The organism is Halomonas sp. AOP7-E1-9 (assembly GCF_052376035.1).
Classification (GTDB): Bacteria; Pseudomonadota; Gammaproteobacteria; order Pseudomonadales; family Halomonadaceae; genus Vreelandella; species Vreelandella citrativorans.
In genome coordinates this window covers 1-14,261 of sequence record NZ_JBQSVC010000016.1, presented here as the reverse complement: position 1 = coordinate 14,261, position 14,261 = coordinate 1, and the positions used below count along the sequence as shown (strand labels likewise).

General features: G+C 58.0%; 7 protein-coding genes and 1 pseudogene. 5 read left to right on the top strand and 3 right to left on the bottom strand.

The genetic code is table 11. From position 1 onward, the window contains the following. Positions 1–73 precede the first annotated feature (73 nt). Together ACT3R4_RS10510 and ACT3R4_RS10505 are read right to left on the bottom strand one after the other, a co-directional pair. Positions 74–4,849, bottom strand: coding sequence for a GLUG motif-containing protein (locus tag ACT3R4_RS10510; RefSeq protein WP_441679020.1), 4,776 nt, complete (start codon positions 4,847–4,849; stop codon positions 74–76). Positions 4,850–5,020: 171 nt separating this feature from the next. After that, positions 5,021–6,130 carry a pyridoxal phosphate-dependent aminotransferase gene (locus tag ACT3R4_RS10505; protein WP_441679021.1) on the bottom strand — a complete coding sequence of 370 codons (1,110 nt, stop codon included), beginning with the start codon at positions 6,128–6,130 and terminating at the stop codon, positions 5,021–5,023. Between the two features lie 192 nt (positions 6,131–6,322). Between ACT3R4_RS10505 and ACT3R4_RS10500 the strand changes: the two genes are divergently transcribed. Genes ACT3R4_RS10500 through ACT3R4_RS10485 form a run of 4 tightly spaced genes read left to right on the top strand, consistent with a single transcriptional unit; the run spans position 6,323 to position 12,748 of the window. After that, a complete protein-coding gene (locus ACT3R4_RS10500) occupies positions 6,323–9,988 on the top strand; it encodes an ATP-binding protein (protein ID WP_441679022.1) in 3,666 nt (1,221 codons plus the stop codon). Next, positions 9,985–10,614: a condensin complex protein MksE gene (locus ACT3R4_RS10495; RefSeq protein WP_193055298.1), complete on the top strand. Its 630-nt coding sequence runs from the start codon at positions 9,985–9,987 to the stop codon at positions 10,612–10,614. The genes ACT3R4_RS10500 and ACT3R4_RS10495 overlap by 4 nt, the downstream gene beginning before the upstream one ends. Continuing rightward, positions 10,611–11,864 carry a hypothetical protein gene (locus ACT3R4_RS10490; RefSeq protein ID WP_193055299.1) on the top strand — a complete coding sequence of 418 codons (1,254 nt, stop codon included), beginning with the start codon at positions 10,611–10,613 and terminating at the stop codon, positions 11,862–11,864. The genes ACT3R4_RS10495 and ACT3R4_RS10490 overlap by 4 nt, the downstream gene beginning before the upstream one ends. Next, positions 11,861–12,748: a DUF7281 domain-containing protein gene (locus tag ACT3R4_RS10485; protein WP_441679023.1), complete on the top strand. Its 888-nt coding sequence runs from the start codon at positions 11,861–11,863 to the stop codon at positions 12,746–12,748. Before ACT3R4_RS10490 ends, ACT3R4_RS10485 begins: the two co-directional genes overlap by 4 nt. A 2-nt stretch (positions 12,749–12,750) precedes the next feature. Here ACT3R4_RS10485 and ACT3R4_RS10480 read toward each other — a convergent pair. Further along, positions 12,751–13,731, bottom strand: a pseudogene (locus ACT3R4_RS10480) (IS481 family transposase); the annotation flags it as partial. A gap of 134 nt (positions 13,732–13,865) precedes the next feature. Between ACT3R4_RS10480 and ACT3R4_RS10475 the strand changes: the two are divergent. Next, positions 13,866–14,165, top strand: coding sequence for an HIT family protein (locus tag ACT3R4_RS10475; RefSeq protein WP_441679025.1), 300 nt, complete (start codon positions 13,866–13,868; stop codon positions 14,163–14,165). The last annotated feature ends 96 nt before the right edge of the window (positions 14,166–14,261 follow it).

Here is a 14,261-nt window from a genome sequence, read left to right as displayed (position 1 = left end):
TTCTGATCGACTACTTGGCAAGGCGCTTTACTTGATCCCGCAAAAGCGCCCGCCGAGTTGCTTGCTGCACACCCTATTGCCCTTGATCCTCAAGCTGAATTCCATGACCTTCTACGCTAACGGTTGCTGTCTGCTGCTGAGTCATCAGCTCTTTTGTACGGCTGTCGTGGGGGTCGCGGGGCAGCATCGCCCATATCATGTTGGACGATAACTTATTTACAGGAAGTGATATCTCAGGCATTGGTTCTGGTGCTATCACTAGCTCACCAGGCTCGAAGGTGATCGCGTAATTGGGATTGTTGCTGTCCGTGACCGTGCCTTGCTGGACCGTATATTGGCCTGCTCCGTTTCCCGCATCATGTTCGAGCTGGCCTGCGAGAAGTTCCCCTTCGACGAGGCCGCAATGGGCGCTAAATGCTCCACAATCCGTTTGCCATGTCAGTCGAAGAGCAGGGTTATTGTCAATTAGGTGGTGATGGTCAGCGGCAACGGTTACGGGGCGGCGCTGGACGGTCAGGGTGCCGTTGTTCTGAATCAGGTCGTAACCTTGTTGGGATGAGTACAGTCCTTTCATTGCCACTGCATGGTCGCCCGCATCCCTGCCGCCGCCCGAGACAATCCCCGTGCCGAGTATCAAGCTGGCATCATGGTGAGCCTCTGCGCGCCAGATACTGGGACCGATTTGGTTGGCGCCATTGTAGGTCACTGTGGCATCAACTGGGTTTATATCAAGTGTGGTCAGGAAGCTGCGCAACAACGGGGTACTATGGTCTTCGTAAAGGCGCCATACGCTACCGGTGCCGCCTTCGGCGTCTATATCCGTGCCCCAACTGACAAAGGTTGCCAACTCTTGCAGCTCGGCGAGGGTTTTGCCGCTGTCGTTGGTCTTTCGGCCTCCATCGTTTAAACCTACCGGATTGAAACCGTGATTGATGGGGGTGCCTGCTGCATCCGTAGTCGCAAAAAAACTGTTTTCAATGGTGCCGGTACTGACGTTTTTTCCTAGCAGGCCTCCGATATTTTGTGAGCCGGTTACGTCGCCAGTGGCATAGCTTTGACGAATGATACCGGCGCTGAGTCCTGTCAGGCCGCCGACATTTTCATCACCGCGCACGTCACCAGTAGCATAGCTTTGACTGATAGTGCCGGTAAAATTAGTTCCCGCTAGACCGCCGACGTCTTTATCACCGCTCACGTCCCCGGTGGCATAGCTTTGATTGATGGTGCCGCTAGTGCTAGGAACACCTGAACCAACCAGGAAGCCCACTAGGCCGCCGACATCATCAGTGCCACTAACGTTGCCGGTGGCGTAGCTTTGGCTGATGGTGCCTTCGTCGTATCCCACCATACCGCCAATCATGGAATAGCCAGTTACGTCACCAGTGGCATAGCTTTGACTGATGGTACCGTCTTTGTTATATCCCACCAAGCCGCCAACCCTCTGGGCGCTGGTTACGTTGCCGGTGGCATAGCTTTGGCTGATGGTGCCGCCTACGTTGTACCCCACTAGGCCTCCGGCGCCGACTTGGCTAGCACCCGTTACGTCACCGGTGGCATAGCTTTGGCTGATAGAGCCACTGTTGTATCCCACCAAGCTACCCGTTCTTCGCCTCCCTGTAATATCCGACGCGGACAAGCCGATACCGGTCAGGCGGGCTGAGCGTGTGCTACTGAACAGTCCAACATCATCTTCCTGTGGTCGGTTGATGGTGAGGTCGCTGATCACTTGGCCTTGGCCATCAAGGCGTCCGGTGAAGGGGGTGTCGGCATCACCAATAGGATTGAAACCTGCTCCTGCATTCCAGCCAGCGGTACCGCTGGCGTCGATATCGCCCACCAGTACGAAGTCATTGCCTAGCAAGCGGTGGGATGCTATGCCCTGCAAGCCGTAGACATTGATGATTTGATAAGGATCAATAGCGTTGCCGCTGCCCCCTTGTGTGCGCAGAAAACTGGCGGTGTCTTCCTTAAGACGAAAGTCGTTGGCGGTGAAGACGGGCAGGCTAGCGCTGGTTTGCTGCCAGTGGCCGCTGGCCAAGTCAAAGACACTATTGTCGCCGCCGTTGATGGCGCCGATATGGATGATATCGCCAGCGGTGTCGATGCGAAGGGTGCCGTTGTCCCAGCTTGCTCCATGGGTCAGTGCAATATCGCCAACGGTTGTCAAGTTACTGTCACTGATCACGCGGGTGGTGATCAGGTCGTAGCCCTGCTGGTCGGAGAAGAAATCGCCAATGATGGCATCGGAGGTCGCCAGATATTCCCCGGTAGTGTCACTGCCGGTAAGGGTCAAGGTGCTGCCCGTTCCCAAGGAGCCGCCCAGCACATGGTGTTTATCCGCAGCATTCCAGTTTTCAGTGTTCACAGAGGCAATGTTGCTCTGGTGTATACCTCTGCCGTCGTATTCTGGTCGCATGTCCAGTGGTGTTAGAAAAGCGCGTAGCAGCGGAGTGGTGAAACCATCGTATAAACCCTTATAGATACGCCATACGCTACCGGTGCCACCTTCGGCGTCGATATCCGTGCCCCAACTGTCAAAGGTTGACAACCGTTGCAACTCGGTGTGGGATTTGCCGCTGGTGTTGGTCTTTCTGCCGTGATCGTTTAAACCTACCGGATCGAGACCGTGATTGATGGGGGCGCCTGCCGCATCGGTAGTGGCAAAAAAACTGTTTTCAATGGTGTTGAAGGTGCTCCAGCTGGCCCCCACCAGACCGCCCACCACTTTATTACCCCTCACGTCGCCGGTGGCATAGCTTTGGCGGATAGAACCACCATTGTTAGACCCCGCTAGGCCGCCGACCTGATCATTACCAGCGACATTGCTGGCAGTATAGCTTTGGCTGATAGTGCCGCTTAGGTTTCCCACGAGGCCGCCGACAACGTAAGCGCCACTTACGTCCCCGGTGGCGTAGCTTTGGCTGATAAAACCATCCTGATTTTCTCCCACGAGGCCGCCGACATTTTCGCCGCCAGTTACGTCACCTGAGACATGGCTTTCGCTGATGGTGCTGCGTCTTTGGAGTCCCACCAGGCCACCCGTTCTTTCCCCCCCTGTAATATCTGCCGAGACCAAACCGATGCCGGTCAGGCTGGCTAAGTGGATGGCACCGAACAGGCCAACGTACTTTTCCCTCGGCCGCTTGATGGTGAGATCGCTGACCACATGGCCACGGCCATCGAGGCTGCCGATGAAGCCGCTACTAAAACCGCTAATATCACCAATGGGATCAAAGCCTGCTCCTGCATTCCAGCCAGCGGTGCCGCTGGCATCGATATCGCTTACTAGTACGAAGTCATTGCCCAGCAGGCGAAGGGATGCCATGCCTTGCAAACCGTAGACATCGGTGAGTTGATAAGGATCGGAAGCGCTGCCGCTGCCCCCCAATGTGCGTAGGAAACTGGCGATGTATTCAATGCGGAAGTCACGGGCTGTGAAAGCGGGCAGGTTGACGCTGTTTTGTCGCCAGGAGCCGGAGGCCAAGTCGAAGACACCAACGTCAATGGCACCGGCGCTGGTGATATCGCCAACAGCATAAAGTGCCAAGGTGCCGTTTTGCGCGGTAATGGACTGGTTGATATTGATATCGTTGTGGGCATCCAGGGTGAGGCGGGTGCCGGCATCCCAGTTAATGGCGGCGTTTACATGGATATCCCCGTCCTCACTGCCGGTGGTCACGGTTTTCAGGGTAATGTTGTTGTTGGCGAGGCTAGCACTGAGGGTATCGGCGCCGATATCGCTGTCGGTTTTCGTGGCGCTGCCAGCGTTGATATAGAAGTCGGTAGGATCAATCAGCCACTCGCCAGTGTCGCCATCGGCGGCGTGAGTTGTCACGTGCACCTCATCGGCAATACTGACTCTGGCCGCCGAGGTTTCAATAAAGCCGCCGTTGCCGCCCTTCGGCGCCGAGGCGTCCAGGGTGCCTGCTACTTCGACACGGCCTGATTGCATATCGCCCATCAGCATAATTTGGCCATCTTCGCCGCTGGCCAGGGTGCGGGCCTGGGTAATGCCGGTGTGGTTAATCACACTGGCGGTAAGGTCGTTGGCCGCCCCGGCGGTGAGGTACACCAGGCCGCCGTCGGCGCGAATCGCACCGCCCTGTTCGATGTGGGTGGCCAGGCGCGCTTCTTCCACCTCAATCTTGACCGGGCCGCCCAGGTCCAGGGTAACGCGGCTACCCGCGCCCATCAGGGTACTGCCCTGGGGCGTTTCGATGCTGCCCGTGTTGATGATCTCGGCGGCGATCATCGCCACATGGCCCCCGGCTACGCTGGTGATATTCCCGGCGTTGATGACCGCGTTGCCGCTGCCGCCCTCGAAGGTATAGTTGCCGGCCATGAAGTCTTCGGTGGAAATATCCAGCGTCGAGGCGACCAGCGCCCCCACATCCACCCGCGCTGTCGAAGAGAAATGTACGCCGTTGGGGTTAACCAGAAATACCCGGCCATTAGCGCTTAGCGCACCGCGGATAGAGGATACCTCGCTGCCGGTGACCCGGTTTAGGGCGGCAGCATCCGCATTGGGCTGGTTAAAGTGAACGTGATGGCCTTCACCAATGGAAAAACGCTCCCAGTTGATCGCCGTGTTCTGGCTGGTTTGGTCAATGGTCAGCGTGGTGCCTTGCGGGCTGAAGGCCGCCTCGCCGGCCACCACCGCACCACCACTGGGCAGCTCGGCGTACACAGGGGAAACGATAAGTGAAAGCCCCAGCGCGGCTGCTGCCGGTGCTGTGCCAATGGCCAGGCGGCTCGCGTTGCCCCGTGCCTTGGGAGGCGTTCCTGCCTCCGAGATGGCCTGCCAAACACCCTTGCGATGGTTCCAGGCGATACGATAACAACGATTCATAAACACGGCTTCCAAATGGGTTCCCGTGGTTCATCATCGCGGTGTATGAAGAACGGGGATAACGGTTAAGAGAGGTACTTATAAATTCCGCTTCCATGCCTGTAGAATTTAAGCAAGTGCGCTCGTCTACCGCTATCCCTGTAATTAGGTATATTGAGGTTTAGGTTTGAATCAAGTCGATGTGGCGATTGCCTGCTCAAGTGTCGCCAGCCGCCCCGGCACCAAGGCGTCCGCTACGGCGGTAATGCGTATTACGTTGGAAAGCGCCGGGTGCGCTAGCCGTGCCACCAACACACCTTCTGAAAGAAGTTGCTGATGTACGTGGGTGGCCAGTTCCTCACTGGGCAGGCGAATGCCGATAAAGTTGGTGGCGCTCGGTAGTACGTCGGCCCCTAAAGAGCGAAAGTGCTCGGCCAACTGCTCTCGGCGCGCTTTTACATCAGCGACGTGCTGGTTCACTTCTTCAGGGTGGTCGAGCACTACTTCGGCGGCGGCCAGCGTCAGCGCGGATACCGCGTAGTGAATACGCACCTTCATCATCATGGCCAGCACCGCCGGTTCTGCAATGGCGTAGCCAATGCGCAGCCCCGCCAAACCATGGGCTTTGGAAAGCGTGCGCAGGCGAATCACGCCGGGCAGCGCGTTAGCCGAAAACGCGCTTCCCGCATCATCACGAAAATCGCCATAGGCTTCATCCAACAGCAGCCAGCAGGTATCCGGCAGCGCCTTGCGCAGTTTGATAATGGCGCTGTCGCTGTGCAGGTGGCCGCTGGGGTTATCCGGATTGGCCAGGTAGACGAGGCGGGCGTTTTCCTGTTGCGCGGCGGCGGCCAGCGCTTCCAGGTCCGGTGCCAGCACGCCGGGCGCTTCATGGTAGCCAGGTTCAATCAGGCGGCAGCCTTGGCCTTTCGCAAAGTAGCCAAACGTGGGATAGGTGCCCGCCGTGCATACCACCGTAGCGCCGGGCTCGCAGGTAGTGCGTAGCGCCAGCGCAATCAGGCTATCGGCACCCGCATCAACCAACAGGTGATCAAAAGGCGTGCCCAGCTGGGCGCTTAACCGGGTACGCACACCAAACGCCTCGGCGTCGCCATAGCTGTAAGCGTGCGCCGCCAGTGCATCACCAAAGTGCTCGCGCAGTGCCTGGTGAGGCATGTCCAGCCCTTCGTTGGAACCCAACTGATGGGGGATCGCTCGGCCCAGACGGCGTTCAAGTACTTTAATTCCCGGAAAGGGGTTAACCGGGCCTTCGCCGGTAAGGTGCTCGGGGTAGCGGGGCATGGCGGTTTCCTGCAATGAAAGTGAAGCGTGGGCGTGAATGTAATCGCTGAGCGTTTAAGTCGCTAGTGGGTTAATGATTACATAAAGCGTTTGGCAGAGTGAATCGGTGAGTCGAGTCATCCAGTAGGTGTCGCCTTGCATTGTGTCTGGCAAGATAGTCGTTTTCGAATTTCTATCGATCAAGGACACGGCATGGCCCACCTGCTACGCATCGTGATGATTCACGGCCACCTGGAAGGCGTGGTTGAACTCAGTGTGGACGGCCACACCAATATTTGCGGCACCAACGCTTCGGGTAAAACCACGCTTCAGCGCCTGGTGCCGGTATTTTACGGCGAGCTTCCCAACAAGGTAGTGCCCAAGACGCGCATGAAGTTTGATGCGTTTTACCTGCCTCATCGCAATAGCTACCTGGTGTATGAATACCGCCGCGAAGCAGGCAATATCTGCCAGGCAGTGTTGACTCGTAAGCAAGAGGGCGGGGTAGAGTACCGCTTTGTGGGCGGGCCTTATCAGCCGGAAGATTATTTGGTGGAGAGCGAGGCGGGCGTGACTGCACTCGACTACACACAGTGGGCCAGCGGCCTGCGCCGTAGCGGCACGCCGGTGTCGTCCAAGCTGGGCGCGACCTCTGAATTTCGCTCGGTGATCCAAAACGACTTTACCCAGCTGCACGGCAATAGTCGCGACGGCCTCAAACTGCGCCAGATCGCCGCGCAGTTCAGTCTGGTTAAGCCCGAGCGGCGTATTCGCCATATTGAAAAGTTGGTGTCGGCGGTGCATGCCAAAGAGGGCAAGATGGATACCCTCAAAACCATGCTGGCGGCGATTTTCGAAGAGGATGGCGTTGAGCTGCCGGTCACGCGGATTCGTAACACCAAGGCGCGTGAATGGATTGCCCAGATGCGCCAATCCATGCGCCTGGAGCCACTGCAGGCGTCGCTCGCCCGGCTTGCCGGGATTGACCGCGAGCTTGCCCATTTGGATACCACCCTCTGGCAGCTTAAGCCCCAGCTTGAAGATGACCGCCAGCAGGCTGAGCGGCGCATGGCTGATGTGGATGCCGAGCTTGCCCGCCATCAGCGCGATTTTCAGCAGCGGGAAAGCGACTATACCCAGGCGCGGGACGCGCTTAACGACCGCCACAGCGAAGTGGTCAGCGATTTACAGCAGACCCAGCGCCGCCTTAATGATCTGCAAACCCAGTACGAGCGCTATTTCGAGGCGGATATGCCCACTCTTGAGCGCGACATCAACGCGCTGCCTCAGTGGCGCGAACAGCGCGATCAGCTGCGGGCCCACCTGCACGTGATGCAGGATGCGGTAAAAGAGAGCCAGGCGCGGCTCGATGGGCGCCTGCGCGAGCTTTCTGAAGCCTTGGCCCGCCAGACCGGTGAAGCCCAGGAGCTGATCGATGCCCTGGTGGAAGAGAAAGCCCTGCGACGTGAACAGCAGTGGGAGGCCGAGCAGCAGCTCAATGAGCGCTACCAGCAGGAGCGCCAACGCCTGGAAGACGAATATCAGGCCCAGCTTGAGCTGGGCGTTGAGCAGCTAGCCGAGCTAAAAGCGCAGCTCTCGCTTTCGACACAAACCGCTGACGAGGCCAACGAGGCGGAGCTTGCCCAGGCGCGCCTGGATCAGGCCCAGCAAGAACGCAACGCATCGGCTGCAACGCTAGACGGCCTGCGCCGCGAATTTGAAAGCTGCCGACGCGCCCGGGATGATGCCGAGCACCAGCTAGTTCAGTTGCGCCAGCAGCTTGAGCGCGCCGAGCAGCGCAGCTATGCACTCTATCAGCAGCGTGACCCCGAACAGGGCAGCCTGCGCCATTTTCTGCGCTACCACCGCCCCGGTTGGGAGCAGCAGTTGGGCAAAGTGATTGCCCCAGAGCTTTTGGAACGACGCGATTTAGCACCTCGGTTAGCCGATGGCGGCAGCGACGACCTGTTTGGGCTGGCGCTGGATCTCTCGGCCATTGCCTTGCCCGATTACGCCCAGGACGAAGCCACGCTGCTCGCCGCCATCGAAGAAGCAGATAGCGCCAAGCGTCGAGTGCAGTCAGAGTGCCAGGCGGCCGAGAAAGCGCTTAAACAGCATAACGAGCGTGTCCAGCAGGCCGATGAAGCTCAGGATCAGGGCCGTATGGCCCATAAGCGTGCCGAGCAGGAAGTTGAGTTTGCCCTTGAAGCGCGCCGCCAGCAGCAAGAGCGCCACGCCAAGCATCAACAGGAGCGCCGCGCCACGCACCAGGCCGCGTTAGCCCGCTTGGAACAAACACAAACCGAACTGCGTGAAGAGAAACAGCAAGCCCTTAACGCGTTGGGTGAAACCCATCAAAGCCAGCTGTTAGAGCTAAAAGCCGACGGCCAAAGCCATCTGGACAGCCTGGATGCCCAGCTGCGCCAGTACAAGCAGCAGCTAAGCGACGCCAACACCGAACACCAGCGCCAACGGGCGGAGCTGGAAGAAGCCTTCAGCCAGGAGCTGGCCGAACAGGGCGTCGACCCGGCACAGCTAAAAGACACCAAGGCGCGGCTGGCAAGCCAGGAGGAGCGCATCCGCGTTACCGCCGCCCGTCAGGATGAACTCACCCAATACACCCGCTTTATGCGCGTGGAGTGGGGGCAGCACAAGCCGCAGCTGGTTACCCAGGAAGCCGAACTCGAACAAGCCGAACAGCAGCTTCAACGCGATAAAGAGCGTCTGAAAAACGATTTTCAGGCCGCGCGTAAAACGCACCAAAGCACCGTCAGCACGCTTAAAACGCAGCGTGAAAGCGAACACGCCAGCTTGGAAGCCTTAAAGCCTCTGCTAACCCAGTTGGAAGGCCTCGCCATCGAACCCGACGGCCAGACCCCGGCGGCGCCGCTGGGCGATGTGGACGAGCGCATTGAGCGCGCCCGCCAGGCATTGGGCAATCGCCACCAGCTCATCGAGCAGCTGCGCCGTGGCTGCCTGGAGGTTGAAAGCCAACTGATCAAGGACGCCAGCAGCGGCTTTGCCGAAGCGCTGGAGAGCGAGCGCAGCAAGCTGCAAAGCGACAACCCGCGCCTCCAACTGCCGCTACTGCGCGACATGCTCAAACTGCTTGAAGACCAACAACAGCAGTTGATTCAGGAAGGCCGCAACCTCAGCGATGACCTGGATAAATTCTTTACCGTGTTCCGCGATTTGAACCGTCGCATCAGCGCCCAGAGCCGTCGGCTTTCGGAAGAAGTCGCCGACGACCTGCGCCTGGAAGGCATCACCAAAGCCGAAGTGCGCATTCAGTCCACCATCGACGAACTGGGCTTCTGGGAGCCGTTGAAGCTGTTTGCCCAGCGCTATAAAGAGTGGCGCGAATCCGGCCAGACGCTGCCCAGCGACGACTACCTGAACACCCTGGCCGACGTGGTCGATCTGCTACGCAGCGACCAGCAGTACAGCTTTGAAAGCCTGTTGCGCCTGGAACTGCACCTGAACGAAGGCGGCACGGACCTGGTGATTAAAAACGACCGCCAGCTGCTGGAGTCCTCCAGCCACGGCATGGCGTACCTGATTCTGTGTAAATTCCTGCTCGCGTTTACCCGCCTGCTGCGCGGCGACGCAGAAATCGCCATCCACTGGCCCATCGATGAGATCGGCACCTTGGCCTACCACAACGTCGAAAAGCTGTTTGAGGCCTGTGACAGCAACCGCATTCATATTGTCGGCGCGTTCCCCAATCCTGAATCCGACGTGCTGCTGCTGTTCGCCAATCGCTACTTGATTGACCGCGATAACGCTAACGCCAATAAACGGGTGTTAAAACGCATTGAACCGCGCCTGAGCCGCTTGGCCGAGCGGCTCCAGGAACGTCAGCAGGAGGTGACGGTATGATCGAACATGGCCCACTGCTTGAGCGTTTACTCGCCGGGGAGTTTATCTGCCCGGTGAGCGATGAAAGCGGCTATCGCCACTTGAGCAACGCAGAGACCCGCGAGGAGATCGATACCTACCTGCGGCCACTTAACCGCCGCCTGGCCAGCAATGAAGAGGGCAGCGTCTACTTTCTGGCCTGGCGTCAGCTCAACGACAGCGCCCGGGATCAGCTTTCGCGCCAACTGGGCGAGACGCTTAACAGCCTGCTGCCGCTGCTGGAGTGGCTACAGCTGGTGCAAGAAGCGCTGGGCCGCGATACTCTGGCGGCCCCCGGTGATGTACTCAAACCGGCCGAGTTCAGCGCCAAGTGTGAAGACAACCAAAGCCTGCGCGAGCGCCTGGAACGCCTGGCCACCGACAGCTTTTTTGGCTCGCAAAGCGACCAGCTAGATGCCCAGGTAAAACAGGTCTTCAAGCGCCTGAAAGAGCACGGCTACCTGCTCCAGCCGCATTCCGAGCGCCAGGTATTTGTGATCACCGGCAAGATTGATTACCTGGTGGACCTGGTGCGCTTTATTCGCGATGAAGAGAACCTGCCGATTGATGCCGAAGGAGAAGAAGGCACGCAGGAGGCCCTGTTGTGAATAAGAGCGTGGGCAAGAGTGTGAGTGAGCTGGAGAGCCGCCTGCTAAAAACAGGCGCTGAGCGCCTAGCGCTACTGGGCAAGCATTCTGAAACGCTGATGCAGGCCTACACCCGCGATGAAGTGCCGCTGGAATCGCTCAGCGATAGCGCGCTGCGCAAGATGCTGGCGGCGCGTATTCTGTGGCGCCCGGATGAGCAGAGCGGGGTGAAGCTCTCGCCCAAAGTGCGCGAACTGATCGCCGAAATGCTCGCCGATGAAACCCGCCGCCATGTGAATGCCGACGTGGCGGAAACCCTGGAGCTGATTCGCTCATTGGTACACAGCTACCGCGAAGCGCGTAGCCGAGGCGAGCACTGGCGGTTAGAGCAGCAGCTAATGCGCCTGCGCCAGGAAGTTGACGACCTTAACGGCCGCTTCGCCGATGCCATCGACAGCTTATGGCAGCGGCTGAACAGCGATTTTGGTTTCGTCAGCCAACTCAACGATAAAATTCGTGAGAACGACCGCGCCCAGAAACAGATCGCAAGGCTTCTGGATGGCCTGGCACTGATTAACTTTGACGAGTTGATTGAACTGGTGGGAAGCGACGGCAGCCTGCGCAAGCTCTTGATCAGCCAGCTTCAGCAGCAGTTAAGCCACCACTACACCGGTTTGCGCGAAGTGCAGCGGCGCTTGATCGAGCTAATGGCGCGCTTCCGCAAACAGCAGGCGCGCAGCCGCCTGATTAGCGGCATGGCAGCGTTTATGCGCGAGCACCCAGGCTTTGTGCCCAGCAATTACGCTCGGCGCAGCGAGGTACCCGCGCTGGTTAACCAAGCCACCCCGCTAAACGCAGCGGCCGCCCCGGCGCTGGATCGTAACCTGGAGTGCCAGGTACTCGCCGACCTGCTCCACCAACTTCCCCAGCCGCGCCACACCACGCAAACGGTGGAAGCCGCCGCACCCGCCCAAGCGCAGGAAAGCAGCCTGGCCGCCGCCCGCCAACAGGCGCTAAAGCAGGATGTCGAACACTTCTATTTAAGCGTGATCGACCAGCCCCAGGCAGCGCCGGTCAGCGCCCTTGAATACCTACACGAAAGCCCACTGGAATGGCCGGATGAGATCTGGCTATTCCAGGTGATTTCCGAATACCAGGGCCTGCCGCGCAGCGATCAGAAGGCGTTCCGGCTCAAGCAGCAGGAGAGCCAGGCCAGCCAATTTAATCACCTGCGCCTGATCCACGACGTTGAGCTGCAGCTAGCCGTATGAACCTACCCGGTCGCGCCCGCAATGGGCTAAACGGTGTGGCCCGCGAACTGCTCCGCCAGCCCACGGTGGAAAAGCCCCGCAGCCAATGGGTAGGCGACGTAGTGGCCTGGTGCCATCAGCATGATATTGACCTGACCTCGCGCATAACCAGCAAAACGCTGCGCTTTGACGCCGCGTTGCTGGCGCAGATAAACGATGTATTAGACAGCGCCCGCATAGCGCCGCTAGGCCGATCTCTCAGCGGCCTGACCAGCGCCGCCCAAGCAAAAGAAGGCGTGGAAGAGGATAAAGCCACCCGCGAAAGTCCCCGAGCGCGGCGGGTACTCGTCAGCTTTCCCCCTCAGCCAATAGCCGGGCTTGCCATCGAGCCACGCGCTATTCGCGATATAGATGTACAGACGCTAAAGCTGAGCGCGTTTAGTGCCATGATTCAGGTCGAAAACCTGGACAGCTTCTATGAGTTTTCTCCGGATATTGCTGCGCTAAGCGGTTACGTGAATCCGCTAGTAGTTTACCGCGGCGACAGCCACTACGGCGGCGGCTTTGCCTTACTGGCCGATGCTTGGCGCAAAACCCAACGGCCGCATATTTATGCCGGTGATTTTGATGTTAAAGGCGTCACGCTAGCGCTCGACAGTAACGCCACCCACTTGCTACTGCCTACTATCGAATGGCTTGCTCAAAACGCCACGCCGCTGCATGTGCCTGCTGAGCAGTTTTCTTATCAGCGTAGGCTTCGTAAGCAGCTTGCCTCGCTGCCATCTGCCCATCCTTTGCGTGAGTATCTAACTTTGTTGCTGGAAAAGCAGCGGGGGCTTAAGCAGCAGTGGTCTGAGGGGGAGGTGGTGTGTGTGGGCTTGCCAGTGGTGAGGGCTATAGCATAGGTGTCGGGTCCCGCATGATTGATTACACGCTTCCAAAATAATTCGGGCCTGTCAGTCTGCCACTGCTTCATTGCACCAACCGGGGGCTGATGGTGCAAGGCCTTTTGATTGATGTGATGGTTGTACAGCCAGTTATAACGTTTGAGCGTGGTTTCCAGGTCTTCACGTGAATCGAATCGGTGTGTGTTAAGCACGTCGCTTATGCGGCCATTGAAGCGCTCGACCATGCCATTCGTTTGAGGCCGATAGGGCGTGATCAGCCGATGATCAATGCCCTGCTGGCGACAGAACTGATCGACTTTATGCTGGCCGCTGGGCTGCCGTTCACCGCCAGAAGTGAAGCGGTCAGTAAACGTCTTGCCGTTATCGGTGAGCAGCGTCTTGATCTTGAAGGGCGCACGCTGGTGGACATGGTGTAGAAAAGCGTCGGCATCTTGTGCGGACTGATGTTGACGTACCTCAAGATAGACCCAGCGTGTAGCGCGATCGATAGCCACGAAAAGGTAACGCTTGCGGTTCTCGTCGGGCATTTGAGGCAGGTGTTTAACGTCGATATGGATATACCCCGGCGTATAGGCCTTGGAAGGCTTATGGGTCGGTGCTTGAGCCGCTCTCTCCTGCTTTTTCAGGGCCGCGAGGCTGGGTAAACCACGACGTTTCAACAGGCGCTGTAGTGCGGAACGTGAGAGGTCCGGATGCAGAAATTCTCTTGCTACCACCAGCAGATCGTCGACACTCAGCCGCAGATACTCCCGCAGGGCCACGACAATTTCTTCCTGGGCAGAAGACAGGGTTGTGAGCAAGTTGTGCCGTGTATGAGACAGATCATGTTGCGCCTCTCGGTAGCGCCACCGAGCAATCGTGGGACAAGAAACATGATAACGCCGTGCCAACTCACTATCGCTCATCGAGGCGGGTGCCCGTTGGATCTCGCGGCGGATGCGTGGGGTAGTGGTCGCTGTCTTGTGTAGTTTAATATCCATCTCGCTGCTCCTGAATAAAGTAAGCAATGAGGTCACGTGCTGCCAGGAGAGGATAGCTCCTATGGCTTAATCTATCATCCGGCCTCTTACACCTAGTAACTAGAGAGCAAAGGGGCTGTCCTCATTTACTTGTAATACCCAATCGACATGTTGAAACCATACTAGACGTTACTGAGGAAGAGGCTGAGAAACTCGCTGTTGCGGTGAGGGATATTGCTAAAGCAGTGGAAAACGAGTACAAACCAAAAGGCATTACCATTTGGCAAAATAATGGTGTTCCGTCCAGTCAGTCAATCGCTCATGTTCATTTTCATGTGGCAGGAACTATTGAAACTGGAGGAACGGAATGGGGTGATGTCCCCGAACTATCTTTGGAGGAGACAGAGAATATTGCCAACAAACTTCGACTTTATTTTCGATCATATAGTCTCTAAGTTCGGCACTAATAGATTTATAGCAATCGTCTTCAGAGCAGCATATTTTTCGCCGCACAGCGGCTCCAAATCGACACGTGAGTCGGGCGTTAAACA

Coding starts and splice junctions, on each gene's coding strand:
- ACT3R4_RS10510 (WP_441679020.1), bottom strand. CDS start 4,849: ATGAATCGTTGTTATCGTATCGCCTGGAACCATCGCAAGGGTGTTTGG.
- ACT3R4_RS10505 (WP_441679021.1), bottom strand. CDS start 6,130: ATGCCCCGCTACCCCGAGCACCTTACCGGCGAAGGCCCGGTTAACCCC.
- ACT3R4_RS10500 (WP_441679022.1), top strand. CDS start 6,323: ATGGCCCACCTGCTACGCATCGTGATGATTCACGGCCACCTGGAAGGC.
- ACT3R4_RS10495 (WP_193055298.1), top strand. CDS start 9,985: ATGATCGAACATGGCCCACTGCTTGAGCGTTTACTCGCCGGGGAGTTT.
- ACT3R4_RS10485 (WP_441679023.1), top strand. CDS start 11,861: ATGAACCTACCCGGTCGCGCCCGCAATGGGCTAAACGGTGTGGCCCGC.